Raw genomic sequence first — 17,538 nt, 5'->3', positions numbered from 1 at the left:
AAATATATGGAGAAAGTGTAGGGATTTAGTAGGACATTAGGTGTCTTGTTTAAAGAATTTCTTTTATCTTGCCAACAATCTCTCTGCTCATATCTTTTTCAAGTTTTGAAATTTTTGAGTGAAAGTCGAGTACTTTCCCTTCTTTTGTTTGATGATTGATTTCATTATCAAGCCATTGGAGTGGAAGCGAGAAGATAAGGATTTTTCCTCTTTTTTTATTATCGATTGTAACTTCAGCAATCCCTATATCTTCCCCTTCTACATTATTGGGTGTTAGGAAGATTCCCAAATCACAATCATAGCGATACATATAGCTCATCATCTGATAGAGATCTTCTCGCGATACCTTTTCAATGCTATCGACATTTTTATATTTAGCATCCATGATCGCCACAAGTTTATCACCCCGCATTAGTTTGAAGTCAGGACGCATCTCTCTTACATTGTCACTCCCTAAAAAAACCCTATCTCCTCCATCAAGATTACAATCTCTCGCCTCATAGCCCTCTAGTTTGGAGAGAATTTTCTTATAAAGATAAGATTCCCACACCTCACTCATATCTAGGAAAAACCCTTGCCCCTTTGACTTACTTTCTAGTGTCGTGTTGGATTGCCCCTTTTGGGAGATGATGATTTTTGAGAGTTCAATGACTTTTTGATAAGCACGATTGAGTGGTGTGTATCTAATACTCTCAATCTCTTGCATACTGATTTCATCCCTTACGCCAAAGTCATTGAGCATCGAGAAATGGCCTTGAATGCTTGGAGAAAAAAGAGATGAATGTGTTTTTTTGAGAATCTTATAAACCTTACACAAAGTGCGATTGATTGGCGTATCATAAGTAAGCTTAGGATATTGGCAATACATCTTATGGGGGCTTGTGAGATTATGCAAAATTTGCTTCCCTACATCCAATCTCCCTCTAAAATAGGTGAGATTTTTCTTCTCCCTTACATAAGATTTGGGAATATGGGCTTGGGTGATTGCTCCTTCCAATGCCCCAATCCACAAAAGAGCCAAAAACCATTGATTGTAAAACTTGTCTTGAGAGATTGAGGTAGTGGATTTTGCGAGATGCACCCCCAAGGCATTGGCATAAAGATAATTGGCGATTTTCTCACCAAAGCGTGGAGTGATCGTGAGAGAAACCTGCTGTCCTTCAATGGTTGTGTGATAAAAGCCTACATAATAAGAGGTAGTGAGTTCGATTTTTGAAGGAAGTGAAACTGTTCCATTATATTTTCTAAATGATAAAACTCTGTAATCCACAATATTTTCAAGATTTTTTGTGTTTTTTGTTCTTCTAAAAGACTGAAAACTAAAATCTTGACTTTTTTGTTTCAACTCTTCAAGCATAGAAACATAAAAAGTCAATCCATTATTTCCTATTCTCTCACTATTATTCTCAATCTCAATAATTGAACAATCTTGAATTGTCCTACCAAACTCAATAGCCATTATTGCTCTTCCACTTTGTCAAGCCAAGTTTTTTTCAAATCTTCAATTATTTTTTCTCCCTCTTCCACAAAACCTACATATTCTCGGAGCAATGGCTCAAGATGATAATCCCAAAGCTTTTGCAAATGAAATGGTGTCACAGCTTGATTCTCTTTTTTCCCCAAAAAATGTTTGATTTTTCCAAAGTAAGCCTGACCGATTTGCGAGTTTTTATCCCCTAATTTTTCTTCTATTTTTTGATTTAGATTTTTGCATCTTGCGATATAGTCTTCTATGTTGTCAATAAAAGATTTTAATTCACCCTTCTCATCTTCTTTAAAACTCAGCATTTCATTCAAAATTTCTAGATCAGGCTTAATCTCATAGAATCCAAACCTTCTCCTCAATGCCAAATCAAAAGTAGAAAGACTTTTATCCACATTGTTCATCGTTCCGATGATATAGACATTGTTTGGGATAATAAAAGGCTCACTAAAATTTGGGATAGTGATCCCCTCTCCTCGATACTCTAGTGCATAGAGCAACTCTCCCAAGACTTCAGAGAGATTGGCTCGATTGATCTCATCAATGATAAAGACAAATCTTGTTTGGGGATTTTGACTAGCACATTCACAAAACTGCTTAAACTTGCCATTTCTAAGCTCATAAGAAAGCGTGCCTTTATCATCGGTTTTTGGGACAATTCCTCCGATAAAGTCTTGATATGTGGTATTGGGATGAAATTGCATAATCTCCCAAACAATTTCTGTATTTTTGAGTTTATTCTCGCAATTCTCTTTATGCCCCGTGTTTCCCGCATTCTCTATCTTTTGAGGAGAAAGAAGTTTGCTTAACTGCCATTGATCAATCTCATCTTGGATTTTTTTATCACTTTCACCATCTGCAAACTTTTCTTTGCTCCATTTTTTTATCAACTCTTTTGCACTATGAGTTTTCCCCGTCCCAGGGACTCCATAAAGAATGATTTGCTTATGAGTTTTTAAAAGTTCATCGATGTTTGTCATATCTGTTTCTCCTAGTGTTAAAAGTGAAATCAGTTTTGAAACTTCCCCTAATTTTTCTTCCTTCTTATTATCATCCCCCCACTTTTCTCCATAAAGTTCCTTCATGATTGCAACGCTCACAGTTTCCCAAAGCTTAGGGAAAAACTCAATCCTAGCATTTGTAATCCGCCTTGCATATTTTGAAACATCATCCCCCATTTTTTTGTCAGTGTCATAATTCATCTTCGATAAAGGATTTTCATTGCCCTTCTGACTTAGTCCATTGAAAATCTCAGTCATAAAATCACTCTTCAAAAACTCTCTAAAAGCCATAAGACTTAGGGGGTGAATCACTCTATCTCGATTTGCCCACATCCAAAGAAACTTAAGAGGGAAACGATAGGCAATTTTTTCAAAATTTATCGACTCAAATTCTTCAGTTGGTTGTTCTGATAGTTGTCTTCTTAAATTCTCCTTGCCTTTATACGAATCCTCCATAATATCCCAAGGATGCGAGATAACAAGTCTAGACTCTTTAATTTTTTCTATAAAATTCTTATTTTCATTAACAATATTCAAAAAAGAAACTAAATTTTTAGGATGATTATTGGTAAGCAAGTTATAGGTATTTTTTTTAGAAATAGATGAAAAAATATCATTTAAAAAATCATCTCTTCCGTGAGCAATTTTCATTATTTTTGGATCTGCAGGAAGAGCATTTTTATCATTAAATTTAACACCACCAAAAACAAAAGCATATGCTTTAAACAATTTTTTGTCCCCCCCAAACTCTTCAAGCATCTTATTCAAAACAGCTAGACCATTGGTATCTTGACCTTGATATTCATAATATTTTACACCTGACACTTTCTCTTGCTCAAGCAGAGATGATATTCCTTTAATTGTCTGCTTCCACAATTTAACGATGTCTTGCTTTTGATCACATAACACCTTAAGCTTCTCGTTCTCAAGATATTCTCTCAATACACTCTCATCAATATACATCTTCACTCCTTAATTTTTTAAAATCAAAATTTGCAATTCTACCACCCCACTCCCTCCAAGACATCGCTCACCCTAAAGCATTGAAAAATTTTATCAACAAAGTCGAGTCCTTATCTTCTGCTCATCATTTTGATCAATCTTAAATCAAAAAACAAGACATATCTTGTCCATACTCACTCTTTTGTCGATAGAATCAACTCTTTGATTCCAACACACAAGGATATCCATGCTAGGACTTGAAAACTCAAAAGCCAAAAGGATCAAACAAATCTATGACAAACTCCTCCAAGCTCCTCTAGGGCTAAGCATCACAGAGCTTTCAGAGGCACTAAGCGTAAGCACCAAAACCATCCAAAGAGATCTCTATGAGGTTTTGAGTGAGTATGGCGTGATCAGAGATGGGAGAAAATGGAGGATCGATCATTCTCAGATGCAAGACTTTGGGGATGAGGAGCTGATCGCCTCGATCCTAGAAGAACTTGCCAAAAACTCTGGCTCCACTCTCTATACCAAAGCCAAATCCCTCCTCTCACGCACACTTCATGGCATCCATCATCCCATCTTTGCAAATATCCCAAGTGAAAAGCTTGATGAAGGGGACTTGCAGAATTTTAAGATGATAGAAAAAGCGATTAAGAGCAAAAATGAAGTGGGGTTTGTCTATGAGGGGAAAAACTTCATCGCCAAACCCATCAAACTCGCATTTTTTGATGGGTTTTGGTATCTCTTGGCTTTGGATAGCGGACAAAAGGATACTTTCAAAAAGTTTCATTTCAAAAGCATTAAAATGATCGAGATTCTCTCCACTCATTTTGAGATTCCATTCCAGATCGAGGAATATCTCAAGCAGGCAAACTCTATTTGGTTTAGTCTTAGTGATGCCTTTGATGTCCAGCTCCATATCCATCCAAGTATGAAAAAATATTTTTTACGCAAACCTTTCATAGGGCAAAAATCTCTTGGTGAAGAAAGCGATGGATCAATCATTATTGAAGTTTCTGTGACCCATGAAATGGAGATTTTGCCTATCATCTATGGCTATATCCCTTTTATCAAGGTCCTCTCTCCTGAATGGCTACGCAAAGAAGTCAAACGCACAATCAAAGCCTATGCAAAAGAGCTATGATGGGACATAAAGTGTCCAATATGTCAAGATATACTTTCTCAAAAAAGTGTTACCATAGATTGCGATGAGGGTGATGGAATCTATGAGGCAATCGATAAGAAATATAGCGATGAAAATGGCTCTCCAAAGAATGTGAATGCAGTGTTTTGGTATATCGATCTTAAGATTGCTCAAAGGATTCACAATGAGAGGCGAGAGATGATTGAGGGTGGATTTGGAAGCGATTGATGATCAAAAACAAGCGAATCTCATCTGATAATCCTCGCTTGCTCAAGTCCCTTTTTCCAATCTTTTTCTTTCCTCTCTTTTGTGGAGCTTCTGTTACTTTGGCTTGGACTAGGCAAATAAATGATTTGCTCATTTTGCACATTTTCAAAAAATCGATTTTTCTCCGTCCTATTGACTTCCTTTCTCCCTTGGCAAACAAAATAACTTTTGAATCTTTTTTCTACTTCTCTTGAAGTCACCATCACTTTTGCTTTTGGGAATCTCATCAAAAAGTCATACAGAAATTCCAAGCAATACTTGTGATTCTCTCCACAAGCAAAGAGTGCTATGTCATTAGAAAACCATTTTCTTCCCTCATAGCTCTCAACAATGTCATAGAGGGCAATCCCCTTCCCATCAAGCCACTTTTCTTTTTCTTCCACTTTCATTTCAACAAAATTTTTTTCACCACAAACCTCGCCCAAAATCTTCCACAATGCATTTGATCGATTGCTATAGAAGAATCCATTTTCTTCAGATTTCTCAGAAGGAAATGTCCCCAAAATGATGCACTTATAGTTATGCTTGCCACTGAGATATTTATCCTTTCTGTCTGCAAATGGATGGCTGATTTCATAAAAATCTCTACTTCCAATATGTTTGATATATTTCTTTTCAGTCACTGCTTGCCTTCCTCTAAATACTCTCTATGATTTTCACCTTAAAGTGTTTTTTATATTCTAATCAGCCAGAATCACTACTGCAACACAATCCCACCCATAATCACATAAGGCACATAGGTTTTTCCATCTTCAAAATCACAAAAATCACATTGCTCCATTTGTTCTCTCAGATCCAAAACCCCACACCATCATATAATGATTTTAAAAAGCACTTCTAATTTCTTTGACCCCCTGTGTGAGTCCTTTGATCTTCTTGTGTTTTCTAGGCTCTCTTTCGCACACTAGCCTTCCTTGAGTGTCAAACTCATATACCATCCCATACATCCTGATTGCATACCCTTTGATCTCTCCCCAGATTCCAAGCCTCCCATCATTTCGCACAAAGTGAGACTTGATCTGCCTCTTGAGCCACTCTAGGATTTCATAGCGAGTTTTCTGACGAAACACACGCCTATCGATATATATCTCTCGCATCTCATTGAGGATTCCCACCCCATAATCTGAGGTGAATTCCACAAAGTCCTTAGCTCTTTTTTGCGTGATGACAAAGATCACACCATCAAAACACTCACATCTTCTTGAGAGACTACGACACTTTTTGACTAGCTCTTCTGCCTCCTCCCTCTCATCAAAAAACACACTAGCCAACCTCACAAAAAACTCACCTGCCCTCATCCCCAAGCCATAAAACCCTCGACCTATCCACTCCTCCAAGCTCTCACACTCACTCAATATCTCAGCCCCCTTTTTAAACCTCCAAAACTCACTAAATCCAAGCTGTTCAGCAGTCTGATTGTGGCTTGTATTTTGCACTCTATGCTTTACTCGCTCAAAAAGCGAGCGGTGATCTTCTATCCAATTGCCATTTTTTAAAAATCTTTCAAACACTCCTGCAGTATTGAATCGACACATTTTCCCAAGCACATCCGCTCGATACCCCAAAATATCTCCACAATCCCAAAGAAATCCCTCATTTTCTCTGTAGTGTTTGCGGATGATGACCCCATACTCGCTCAATATCTCATTGAGTGTTTTTCCATCAAATCTATGAGCATCCACACTCACTTGCTTCAAAATCGATATTTCTGATGCACTGATGGTAGAAAAGCAGGCATTGGATTTAGGGTTGAGCTCAGTCTCTACAAATAAAGTCCTTGCAAAATATCCTCTAGAATCTAGCAATTCCTTGCATTCATTCATTTCATTATTGACCTCATCCCACTCAAAGCCAAAATACTCCAACATCTTGCAATAAAACATCAAAGCATTATTGATCTCATCCTCATACCCACTCTCTAGCCATTCTCTCAATCTCTCATATTTTTCAAACTGAGTGCATGCTAGGCGAAAATCACCAAGACTAGAGTAGCCCAATGCATCTCTTAGATTGGTACATAGGCGACTTCCCCTAAGACTCTTTTTGATTTGTGCATACATCTTTTTGATCCTCACTCTTAAGATTCAAAAAGCATAATCAATAGATTGAGACATTTTATGTCTTATTTTTGATGATGTTCTTTTGCAAAACCCTTCTTAATGCTTCCCATACTGTATGTGATCAATATCTCTTTATTTTTGTAGTATTTTTGCTTCCTCAAGTGTAGAGAAGCTATAATCCCCCAAATCCACTCCTAAGGAAAACGATGAAAACAGCTCTCAAAAGCTTGGTTGGGGGAGTTATCTGTTTTGTTCCTGCTTTTTCTTTGCAAAATCTTGAACTTATCAATGCCCAAAATGCTTGGAATCAGGGCATCACAGGGAAGGGAGTGAAGATTGGGATCATCGATACAGGATTTGACACAACTCATCCTGCACTCAAACACCAATTCACCAATCTAATCAATTCAAACAATCTCATCCATGGCACAGGGGTTGCAAGTGTGGCTGTGGGAGCAAAGATAGGAAACAATCCCCATGGAGTGGCTTACAATGCCAAGTTTTATGGACTTCCCTTTCATGGATATGATGCTTATGGTTATTTTAAAGACAAAGACACCAAGGTCATCAATAACAGCTGGGGATATTCCATCTATCCTGTGATCAAACTCCACATCAAAAAAGAAAATGGCAGCGAGTTGATTCAAACAATTGAAGGACTGGATCACCCTAGGGTCGTCATGGAATTTGTTGGCAGACAAAGCTATGATTCTTCACTGACAAGGCTTGCAAGAGAAAAGAAAATCTTAAGCATCGTTAGCACGGGCAATGAGGGGATGAGCTCAGCAGCTATCACAGCAACACTTCCACGCTATGATGAAAGTCTGAGATCTTGGATTGCAGCAGGGGCATTAGATGCAAGCTATATCAGCAAAAATGATTCTGGAGAGCTTGTATTGAGAAGCAAAGCCTTGGCAGATTTTAGCAATGGCTTTAGAGGGATTGAGCTTTTTGGACTCTCAGCACCTGGTGTGAATGTCGATGTCGCTAGAGTTGGAGGAGGATATGGAAAAAGCAATGGAACCTCTTTCTCTTCTCCCCTCATCAGTGGAGTTGCTGCACTTGTGTTAGAAAAATTCCCCTTCCTCAATGGAGCTCAAGTGGCTGATGTTTTACTCAGCACAGCCAACAAAACCTACATCACTCCAAAAGTCGTGCTCAAAAAAGAATTCATCGATGGTGCTCCAAGGCACACCATTATCTATATCGATCGCACAGGAGGACGACCAAGCAATGATCAAATCAGGCAAGATCTCAGAGATGCAGGATATAGAGAGTATGAAATCAATCTAGTTTTTAGACAGCCTGCTCTTGAAGGAGAGAATAATCGCGTTTTACTTCTTTCGCGTGAAGAAGTCTTTGGTCAAGGAATCCTAGATATCCAAAAAGCTCTAGGAGGGATCGCACTCCTAGATGCCAATCGATTAAATAAAGAAGATATCCACACAAGCCAAAATGGAGAAAAAACTCTGCTCTACAGCATCGATACACAAGGGCATCATACAGCCTTTAGCAATGACATTGCCCAAAGAAAATGGGATAGTAAATACCATCACCCACAAGCCCAAAACGCCCTCCCACAAGAGGCTAGGAATCTTGATGTGGGATTACTCAAAAAAGGAAGTGGAAAACTAGAGCTTTTGGGCAAAAACACCTACAAAGGGATGACTTTTGTCCATCAAGGGACACTTGCACTCAACAAAAGAAAAGATGGAAGTGGAGGAATCTTAGAAAGCAAAGTGCTTATCGATCATCAAGGCAGATTCCAAGGCAATGGAATCATCAAAAGTGATGTCTTCAACTATGGAATCTTAAGCCCAGGGAATGCTGATTTTGACACTCTAACCATACAAGGAAGATACACACAAAATCAGCAAGCCACACTTGAAATTCACTTCGGGATAGAAGAAACTCCAAAGATAGCAACCCTTTCCAACAAAGCCAAAGCAAACTTGACAACCATCAAAGATCACGCCAAACTCAAAGCTAGTCATTACACGATCCATGGAGGAACATTGCTTTACTCACCGCTTAAAAGTCGCTTTTATATTGATGGAGAAATCATTCCCATCATGCTAGAAGATGCGCTAAAAAATCAGATTCAAAACTTTTCTCTCATCACTATCCAATCTGATGCCTCTCAAACGATCAATTTTTCTCTTCGTGATCCTTTTACGATTCTCATAGGCAAAAAACAAGATGCTTACTCTATTCCTGAAATAGAGAGCGACCTACACAAGGCTTTGCAAGCTATCTCCCTAGATCCCAACCTTGCTCAAAAATATAAACATTATTTTGCCTTCATTGATAGTGCCTCCAAAGCTCAATACATCGACACACTCAAAAGCCTAGATGGCGATCTCTATCTCCAAAACACCAAAGAAATCCTAAGCCATCAAGCACGCTTAGGCTTATCTGATATCACCCTTTTATTAGAATCTTCCAAAGAAGATAAGATTCTCTTCACGCCCTCATTTGGCTATGCAAAAGATGTGGAATACCAATCCTATATTTTCTCTCTTGATGCACAAGGTAGAAAAAAGATTGCAGACCATATCTCACTCTCAGGCTTTGTGAATTTTTCAAACTTTCAAACAAATGATCAATCTGCCAAGCTTAGCTCCCAAGTCTTATCTAGTGGATTGAGTCTGGGCTATGATTTTGGTGCTATAGAGATTTTTGGTGGGATTGGAGCTGGGTTTGGCTACAACACCTCCAAAAGAGAGATTAATCACTCTTTCAATGAGGGAAATTATCTCAATGCTCTAGCTTTGGCTCATCTTGGACTTGGCAAAACTTATAAATTTAGCAATTCCCTCACCCTCACACCTCTTATCTGGATGCAAAATCTTTATGTCTATCAAAATGTTTGGAAAGAAACAGGTGGGATTTTTCACAAATCTTACTCTAGAGCTCATTATGATGTTTTGGATGCTTCAGCTGGATTGAGATTGGGATATGAGTGGAAGACTTTTGGCTTTGGAATCTCTGGATTCTATACTCGTCATTTATTGGGCAATTCTTTGCAAAACCAAGCAAGCTTTTTGGACTTTCCAACTCAAATCATCCATCAACGCTATACTTTTGATCCCAATGCTTACAAAATCAGTGCTGATTTTTCCTATACTCAAAAGATTTTTTTCATGTCCCTCAAAGTCGATAGCGATTTGGCCAAAAATTTCTGGGGACTGAGAGGCAGTCTTGCAGTTGGAGCCAAATACTAAGTATCAGATGAACTGATCATTGCAACTTTATCTTGATGCTGTATTTGCAAGACTTAATTTCAAACACAGCAAGATCATCATGGTCTTTGACCCTTGCCTATGAAGAGAAACTTTATCAAAGGAGGAAATAATGAATCCCCATCAAGAACGCCTAAAACTCATAAGATCAGAAATGCTCAAAGCAAAAATAGATGCTTACCTCATCCCCACTTCTGATCCGCATCTCTCAGAATATATCCCCTTGTTTTGGAAGAGTATCGAGTGGATCAGCGGATTTAGCGGATCTGCTGGGACTTTGCTAATCACACAAAATGAAGCAATGCTTTGGACTGATGGGAGATATTGGCTACAAGCAGAACAACAATTGCAAAACACAGGATTCACTCTACAAAAAATGAGCAAAGCAAACACTTACATTCATTACCTACTCACTTACATACAAGCCAAGCAAGTGATCGGAATCGATGGGAAGATTCTAAGCTTAGAGACAAAAGAGCTTCTAGAGAATGAATTAGCAAAACAAGGAATCATACTCAACACCCAATGTGATCTAATCGCAAAGATTTGGCTCCAACGCCCACCTTTAAAGCAAGAAATGATTTTTGAGCATCCCATTGAGTTTGCTATCCAAAGCAGGGAGGAGAAGCTAGCACTTATCCAAGAAAAAATGCAATCCCTTGGCGCCACTCATCATCTCATCAATTCCTTGGAAGATATTGCATGGATCACAAATCTCAGAGGGAAAGACATCCAATACAATCCTGTTTTTATGAGCTATTTGCTGATCGATTTGCACAAAGCGACGCTATTTGTGCAGCCAAATACCTTGCACAAAGATCTCATCAAAACACTGCAAGAAAGTCATATTCATCTAGAGGATTATGAGAAAATCACATCCAGCCTTCATCAACTCCAAGATGCAAAAATCCTCATCGATCCTAGTCGCATCACAACACATCTCATCAATTGCCTTTCACAAAGCAACACACTCATCAAAACACACAATCCAAGCTTATTTCTAAAATCCATCAAAAATCCAGCCCAAATCAAGCATATCAAAAGAGCAATGGAACAAGATGGGATCGCTTTATGTCACTTTGGGTATTGGCTAGAGACATCTCTTGATCAAGGTATGAAAATCAGCGAATTAGACATCGATACCAAACTCCATGCTTTTAGATCATCTCAAGCCTATTTTCTTGAAGATAGTTTCCCTACAATTGCGGGATTTAATGCCAATGGTGCACAATGCCACTATCGTGCAACTCGACAAAATTTCTCCTATATCCAAGATCATGGCTTCTTGCTTGTAGATAGTGGTGGAAACTACCTCAATGGCACTACAGATATCACACGAGTATTTCCAATCGGTCATATCACGCATGAACAAAAACAAGACTACACCCTCGTGCTCAAAGCTCACATCGCTATGAGCTCCACAATCTTCCCTCAAGGGATCCTAATGCCCATGCTTGATAGCCTCACGCGCGCACCCTTATGGAAGCGACATCTAGACTATGCGCATGGCACAGGACATGGAGTCGGATACTGTCTTAATGTCCATGAAGGTCCCCAAGTGCTGTCTTACTACACATTACCTCAAGAGAAAATGAAAATTTATGAAGGGATGATCACATCTATTGAGCCAGGAATTTATCGAGAGGGGAAATGGGGAGTGCGTCTTGAAAACTTGGTACTTACCCAGCTAGATGGCGAAAATGAAATATTTGGAAAATTTCTAAGATTTGAACCCCTCAGTCTCTATCCCTTTGAGAAAAATTGCCTACTTCTAGATCTGCTCACAGAAGAAGAAATCAAATGGATCAATGCCTATCATCAAGAAGTCTATAGACGACTTTCACCCTTTTTGGATGAGGTTATGCGATCTTGGCTTCAAGAAAAAACCTCAACACTCCAAAATCCCACCAAGACAAAATACAAAAACAAAAACACCCCCTCTTTTTGAGGGGATCACTTACACTGCACCATTTTACGACGCAAATAAGCAATTTTGGTTTGAAGAGGAAGCTCTTTTGGACAAACATCCTGACAAGCCAAAAGCGACATACAGCCAAAGACTCCATTATCATCCCCAATGATTTCAAACCATTCTTCATCACTGCGATCATCATGTGGATCAATATAAAATCTTGCGACACGATTAAGCCCTGCTGCACCCACAAAGTCATCTCTCATAACTTTGGTTCCACATCCTGCTATACAGCACCCGCATTCAATGCATCGATCAAGCTCAAAAACCTCTTCAGCCACTTCAGGCTCCACTCGCTCTTCAAATTTAGTGAGATCCACTTGTTCTTTGTTTTGCTTATGAATCCAACTCTCCACACGCTTAGTCATTCCCTCAAACCAAGCTCCAGTATCCACTGAGAGATCTTTGATGAGTTTAAATGCTGGCAATGGCATCAATGTGATCACACCATTTTCAAACTCTTTGGTTAGTGTGCGGCATGCAAGGCGTGGGCGACCATTGATCATCATTCCACAACTTCCACAGATTCCAGCCCGACATACAAAATCAAAGCTCAATGACTGATCAAGCTCTGCTCTAATTTGATTGAGTGCGATAAAAATTGTCATCGAATCCAATTCTTCAATCTTATATTCAGAAAAATGCGGCTTAGAAACCGCACTTTGAGGATTGTATTTGAAAATTTTAAAAGTCAAGATTCTGTTGCTCATAATGGTTCTCCTATCCTTTCAATTCTTGCTTTATAGCGCTCTTGGAGTTCATAAGGCATCAAAGCATCCTGAATCTCCCAACGATCCTTGCCTTCTGCCTTCAATCTCTCAGTGATTTCTTCAATCTCTTTGGCTCTAATAGCTGTTTTTTCATTTTCGATGATCATTCCTTGCGGCCCATATCCACGATAAGCTGGAGCGATCTCCATCTCCATAATATCCAGATCTTCATACTCTAGCGTTGGCATCGTATCTTCTTCATTTTTCCAATACGCCAATGTTCTCTTAAGCCAATTTGCATCATCTCTTTTGGGATAATCCTCGCGACTATGTGCTCCACGACTTTCGCGTCTCTCTAGTGCTCCTTTGGCAACGCAGAGAGCAATTTTGATCATTTTTTGCACGCGATAGGCTTCTTCTAGCTCGGGATTTGCACTCAACTCTTTGTAGCGAATCGAGACATTTTTCGATCTTTTACAAAGTGCTTCCAATCCATCCACAGCTTTTTGCAATCCCTCTTCTGTCCTAAAAATTCCGATATATTCCTCGACAAGATTCTGCATTTCTTCTTTGAGCTTAAATGGATTTTCACCATTTTCATTGGCAACGATGTTTTCAAGTTTCTTTTGTTCTTTTTTGAGAAAATCTTGAATTGTTTCTGTTGAGATTTTGATTTGGGCATCACGACAATGCTCAGCAAAATAATCTCCCACAACCATTCCAGCCACCACAGCCTCAGCCACTGAATTTCCTCCCAAGCGATTAAATCCATGCATATCCCAGCAAGCCGCCTCACCTGCGGCAAAGAGTCCCTTGAGTGCTGTTTCTCCCTTGGGATTAGTTCTGATGCCTCCCATAGAATAGTGCTGCATTGGACGCACAGGTGCATAAACACCTTTTTGTGCCAAATCAATCCCATTGAAACAGTGTGCAATCTCCCATACATCTCTTAGATTCTTATGGATATGCTCTTCTCCCAAAATCGAAATATCAAGCCACAAATGCTCACCATAAGGAGATTTGATCCCCTTACCTGCTTTGATATGCTCAAGCATTCTTCGACTAACAACATCTCTGCTTGCTAGATCTCTTTTTTCAGGCTCATAATCTGCCATAAATGCATGACCATCCACATCTCTCAAAAGCCCCCCATCTCCTCTACATCCTTCTGTCAGCAAGATTCCACTAGGAACAATTGGAGTAGGATGGAATTGCACAGCTTCCATATTTCCCAAACGCGCAATACCTGTTTCAAGCACAACTCCTGCTGCAACACCATTACAAATCACAGCATTTGTTGTGTGCTTATAGATTCGACCATATCCACCAGTGGCAATCAATGTCCCCTTGGCAACATAGGCAATCAGCTCACCCGTGACCAAATCTCGTGCCACGACACCATAGCATTGTCCATCTTGATGAATTACAGCGACCATTTCCTTACGATCTAAAATCTCAGTTTCAAGCCTCATCGCTTCATTGGCTACAGCATAGAGCATCGAGTGTCCTGTCGCATCTCCAGTAAAACAAGCTCGCCATTTCTTAGTCCCACCAAAATCACGCGCATTGATCAATCCGTGTGCCTCTTGATCTTCATGAAAGGTTTCTTTTTGTCCCTTGATAATTGCACTGCGTTCCCCTGCTTTGACGCGATTCCATGGCACTCCCCATGCAGCAAGTTCGCGGATTGCTTTTGGGGCAGTAGCAGCAAACATTCTTGCCACCTTCTGATCGCATCCCCAGTCACTTCCTTTCACCGTATCCATAAAATGAACATCTTCATTATCACCTCGTGCCTTTACGGTGTTTCCCAAGCTTGCCTGCATCCCACCTTGAGCTGCTGCGGAGTGAGAACGCTTCACAGGGATCAAACTTAGCACAATCGTTTTAAGTCCAAGCTGACGACAACCAATCGCTGATCTTAAACCAGCCAATCCTCCACCTACAATCAATGCATCTGAATAAACAATTTTCATTACTCCACCTCCAAAATCACACCATTAAGCTCATCAATTGCTTCATGGGGGTTGATTTTTTGAATTCTCTCTTGAGAATTTGAAATCTGAATTCCATATTTAATATAAGCGCCAAAAGTTGCAAAACCAAGAATCAAAAAGAAAGCAGTCATTCCAACTTTAATTTTTTGCAAAAGCTTTCTTGTCGCCTCAGGAGTTTTACCCCAATGATCAAACCATCCCCATTTCACAGCCAAACGATAAAGACCGATACTGCCATGAAGTTCAACAGCAATCAACAAGAAAAGATAAAGAACCCAAAAATGCTGCTCTACAAAACGCAAAGATGAAGCCACAGAGCCGATGCCATTGAGTGCATCAGGACTATTGGGTGAGAGCATAATGACAAACATATGTGCACTTCCCAAAAAGAAAAGCACAAAACCAGTCATTACCTGAATCCACCAATAAGTTGTATCAGAATGCTTCATCAGATTTTTATGTGTGCGCATTTTCAAAAATTGCTTGTAATTGATAGGAAACTTTCTGAGTGCTAAAAAAGCATGAGCCATAAAAGCAACCAACACAACCAACACAACAAATGAAGTCACAAGGGGCTGACGATGTCCAAAAATAAAATCAAGTTCTGCCACTCCAATCATCCAATCAAATAACTTTGGACTAATCAAAATACTTGAAACAAAAAACATATGAGCAATCATAAAAAGTGCCAAAAACAACCCAGTCGCACTCTGCCACCAATCAAGACGAGCAGGTAGGCGACTTTTTTTACGCTCAACGGTCACATCTGCGTAACTCTCGATAATCTCTTTCTCAAAAGACATTCTCTCTCCTTTCAATATTCCTTACACTATATATCACAAGATCTACAGCTTAATCGATCTACACACAATAAGCCTGCAGGTGAAATACTTCCCAAAAAGCAAGGGAATCTGAAAAAGGCTTACAAAAAAATGCTGATATTTTAAGATATTGTAACTTATGGTAATGTTTTGGAATTATTGAAAGATAGCTTGTCACCTTGTTCTAGAGCGATTGATAACAATCATTCATCTATGTGTAAAATCGTGGCAAAGATTACTCTTGCATCATTGAAACAAGGATTTTGGATATCAATTCACAATGTGGTGTCCCCAGAGAGGTTCGAACTCCCGACCTTATGATTAGGAATCATACGCTCTATCCTGCTGAGCTATGAGGACATGCCCCCTTTTTTAGGGGATTACTTAGCGTTTGCAACACTATCTTTAAGGCTTTTTCCAGGCTTAAATTTAGGCACAAATTTATCTGCAGTCTTGTAAGTTTTGTCGCTTCCAGGAACCTTTCCTTCTTTTCCCTTTTGCATTGCAACTTCAAACTTTCCAAATCCTACAAGTTCAATGCTTTCTTTTTTGAGCAATGCAGCTTCAACACCAGCAACAAAAGCGTTGATTGCTTTCTCAGCATCTTTCTTAGTTTCAAACTCACCCACCTCTTTTACTAATTCTACAAATTCTGATTTGTTCATAACGAACCTCCGCATTTAAATTAATGAATAATCTTTGCAGAAACCAAAGATGCATCTATTCTAACAAAATATTGTTTATTTAATTTGTCTAAAAGTCCTAAAACACGCTCAGTGATTGCAATTTTGAGTATTTTTGACTAAACTTCTGGCTCAATTTTTACATTTTTTCACTAATTTTAAGAAATATTTTCAAATCATAAGGAGTCTTAGATGCTAAAAGTCGGAATCAATGGAAGCGGAAGAATTGGACTTTGCACTGCCAGAATCATTGCTACAAGAGATGATATCGAACTAGGTGCAATCAACACAACAACAGATATTGACACACTCATTCATCTTCTTAAGTATGATTCAATTCATAGAACTTTCCAAGTCCAAAAGGTAGATGACAACACCATCTCGATGGGGAATTCAAAAAATATCAAGATTCTAAGCTCTAGGGATCCCCAAACAATTGGCTTTGAAAAACATGGAATCCAAGGAGTGATTGAATGCACTGGGGCTTTCAATTCTCTTGACAAATCATCTCTTCACCTTCATGATGGGATTGAAAAAGTAATCATTTCAGCTCCAGCTGATCAAACTCCAACCTTTGTCTATGGTGTTAATCACCTTGACTACAAAGGAGAGTCTGTGATCTCCAATGCTTCATGTACGACAAATTGTCTAGCGCCAATCGTTAAAATTTTGGATGAAAAATTTGGGATCATTGATGGCCTAATGACCACAATCCACAGCTACACAAATGATCAAAATCTCTTAGATGTCAAGCACAAGGATTTGCGTCGAGCACGAGCTGCGGCTCTAAATATGATTCCTACAAGCACAGGAGCAGCTAAAGCAATTGGTCTAGTTTTGCCCCATCTACAAGGAAAACTCAATGGATTTGCCATTCGCGTACCAACACCTGATGTCAGCCTTGTTGATCTCAGCATCAATCTTGCAACCAGCACAAGTGCTCAAGAGATCAATGATCTTTTCTTAAATGCCAAAGAAAACTCTATGCATGGCATCATTGATGTCGATCTTGAGAAAAGAGTCTCAAGCGATTTTATTGGCACACAATTTAGCTCCATTATTATTGCTGATAAAACGATGGTTCTTCAGGATACACATGCTAAGATTTTGGCTTGGTATGATAATGAAATGGGATACTGTCATAGACTTGTAGATATGAGTGTTTATGTCCTCACTCACTAATCTCTGCAAATCTAATCTCAATAGAATAGGA

At 39.2% G+C, this 17,538-nt stretch carries 12 protein-coding genes and 1 tRNA gene; 4 read left to right on the top strand and 9 right to left on the bottom strand.

All coding sequences use genetic code 11. The annotated features are described in order from the left end of the window. Positions 1–49: 49 nt before the first annotated feature. Together T391_RS0105150 and T391_RS08430 are read right to left on the bottom strand one after the other, a co-directional pair. The gene (locus T391_RS0105150) at positions 50–1,459 is read right to left on the bottom strand and encodes an McrC family protein (protein WP_027327426.1); all 1,410 of its coding nucleotides are present in this window, start codon (positions 1,457–1,459) and stop codon (positions 50–52) included. Then, positions 1,459–3,447 (bottom strand): McrB family protein, encoded by a 1,989-nt coding sequence (locus T391_RS08430; protein ID WP_051420623.1) that lies wholly within the window; start codon positions 3,445–3,447, stop codon positions 1,459–1,461. Before T391_RS08430 ends, T391_RS0105150 begins: the two co-directional genes overlap by 1 nt. Positions 3,448–3,673: 226 nt before the next feature. Between T391_RS08430 and T391_RS0105140 the strand changes: the two genes are divergently transcribed. Next, complete coding sequence (locus T391_RS0105140) at positions 3,674–4,573, top strand: helix-turn-helix transcriptional regulator (RefSeq protein WP_027327425.1); 900 nt, start codon at positions 3,674–3,676, stop codon at positions 4,571–4,573. Between the two features lie 248 nt (positions 4,574–4,821). Here T391_RS0105140 and T391_RS08425 read toward each other — a convergent pair whose 3' ends face one another. Beyond that, entirely contained in the window at positions 4,822–5,463 is a 642-nt protein-coding gene (locus tag T391_RS08425) for a uracil-DNA glycosylase family protein (protein WP_051420622.1), read from the bottom strand. 201 nt (positions 5,464–5,664) lie between these two features. Then, positions 5,665–6,900 carry a hypothetical protein gene (locus T391_RS0105120; protein WP_027327424.1) on the bottom strand — a complete coding sequence of 412 codons (1,236 nt, stop codon included), beginning with the start codon at positions 6,898–6,900 and terminating at the stop codon, positions 5,665–5,667. Positions 6,901–7,106: 206 nt separating this feature from the next. On the opposite strand from T391_RS0105120, the gene T391_RS0105115 reads away from it, so the two are divergent. Together T391_RS0105115 and T391_RS08090 are read left to right on the top strand one after the other, a co-directional pair. Beyond that, positions 7,107–10,124, top strand: a complete 3,018-nt coding sequence (locus T391_RS0105115) for a S8 family serine peptidase (protein WP_027327423.1) — start codon at positions 7,107–7,109, stop codon at positions 10,122–10,124. A gap of 130 nt (positions 10,125–10,254) precedes the next feature. After that, the gene (locus T391_RS08090; RefSeq protein ID WP_051420621.1) at positions 10,255–12,090 is read left to right on the top strand and encodes an aminopeptidase P family protein; all 1,836 of its coding nucleotides are present in this window, start codon (positions 10,255–10,257) and stop codon (positions 12,088–12,090) included. Between the two features lie 5 nt (positions 12,091–12,095). Here T391_RS08090 and T391_RS0105105 read toward each other — a convergent pair whose 3' ends face one another. The 5 genes from T391_RS0105105 to T391_RS0105085 form a co-directional block, all read right to left on the bottom strand. After that, positions 12,096–12,824, bottom strand: a complete 729-nt coding sequence (locus T391_RS0105105) for a fumarate reductase iron-sulfur subunit (RefSeq protein ID WP_027327422.1) — start codon at positions 12,822–12,824, stop codon at positions 12,096–12,098. Then, the gene (locus tag T391_RS0105100) at positions 12,821–14,800 is read right to left on the bottom strand and encodes a fumarate reductase flavoprotein subunit (RefSeq protein ID WP_027327421.1); all 1,980 of its coding nucleotides are present in this window, start codon (positions 14,798–14,800) and stop codon (positions 12,821–12,823) included. Before T391_RS0105100 ends, T391_RS0105105 begins: the two co-directional genes overlap by 4 nt. After that, positions 14,800–15,624, bottom strand: coding sequence for a fumarate reductase cytochrome b subunit (locus T391_RS08085; RefSeq protein ID WP_034583950.1), 825 nt, complete (start codon positions 15,622–15,624; stop codon positions 14,800–14,802). The genes T391_RS0105100 and T391_RS08085 overlap by 1 nt, the downstream gene beginning before the upstream one ends. A 301-nt stretch (positions 15,625–15,925) precedes the next feature. Then, positions 15,926–16,002, bottom strand: a tRNA-Arg gene (locus T391_RS0105090). A gap of 20 nt (positions 16,003–16,022) precedes the next feature. Further along, on the bottom strand, positions 16,023–16,307 hold the full coding sequence (locus tag T391_RS0105085; protein ID WP_027327420.1) for an HU family DNA-binding protein: 285 nt from the start codon (positions 16,305–16,307) through the stop codon (positions 16,023–16,025). Between the two features lie 210 nt (positions 16,308–16,517). Here T391_RS0105085 and gap point away from each other — a divergent pair, with 210 nt between their 5' ends. After that, entirely contained in the window at positions 16,518–17,507 is a 990-nt protein-coding gene (gap, locus tag T391_RS0105080) for a type I glyceraldehyde-3-phosphate dehydrogenase (RefSeq protein ID WP_027327419.1), read from the top strand. The last annotated feature ends 31 nt before the right edge of the window (positions 17,508–17,538 follow it).

Source organism: Helicobacter pametensis ATCC 51478 (assembly GCF_000518225.1).
Taxonomy (GTDB): domain Bacteria; phylum Campylobacterota; class Campylobacteria; order Campylobacterales; family Helicobacteraceae; genus Helicobacter_G; species Helicobacter_G pametensis.
This window is presented reverse-complemented; position numbering and strand designations above follow the sequence as displayed.

Bases quoted from the DNA above. Each gene is read 5' to 3' on its own strand.
- T391_RS0105150 (WP_027327426.1), bottom strand. From the start codon at position 1,459: ATGGCTATTGAGTTTGGTAGGACAATTCAAGATTGTTCAATTATTGAG.
- T391_RS08430 (WP_051420623.1), bottom strand. From the start codon at position 3,447: ATGTATATTGATGAGAGTGTATTGAGAGAATATCTTGAGAACGAGAAG.
- T391_RS0105140 (WP_027327425.1), top strand. From the start codon at position 3,674: ATGCTAGGACTTGAAAACTCAAAAGCCAAAAGGATCAAACAAATCTAT.
- T391_RS0105120 (WP_027327424.1), bottom strand. From the start codon at position 6,900: ATGTATGCACAAATCAAAAAGAGTCTTAGGGGAAGTCGCCTATGTACC.
- T391_RS0105115 (WP_027327423.1), top strand. From the start codon at position 7,107: ATGAAAACAGCTCTCAAAAGCTTGGTTGGGGGAGTTATCTGTTTTGTT.
- T391_RS08090 (WP_051420621.1), top strand. From the start codon at position 10,255: ATGAATCCCCATCAAGAACGCCTAAAACTCATAAGATCAGAAATGCTC.
- T391_RS0105105 (WP_027327422.1), bottom strand. From the start codon at position 12,824: ATGAGCAACAGAATCTTGACTTTTAAAATTTTCAAATACAATCCTCAA.
- T391_RS0105100 (WP_027327421.1), bottom strand. From the start codon at position 14,800: ATGAAAATTGTTTATTCAGATGCATTGATTGTAGGTGGAGGATTGGCT.
- T391_RS08085 (WP_034583950.1), bottom strand. From the start codon at position 15,624: ATGTCTTTTGAGAAAGAGATTATCGAGAGTTACGCAGATGTGACCGTT.
- T391_RS0105085 (WP_027327420.1), bottom strand. From the start codon at position 16,307: ATGAACAAATCAGAATTTGTAGAATTAGTAAAAGAGGTGGGTGAGTTT.
- gap (WP_027327419.1), top strand. From the start codon at position 16,518: ATGCTAAAAGTCGGAATCAATGGAAGCGGAAGAATTGGACTTTGCACT.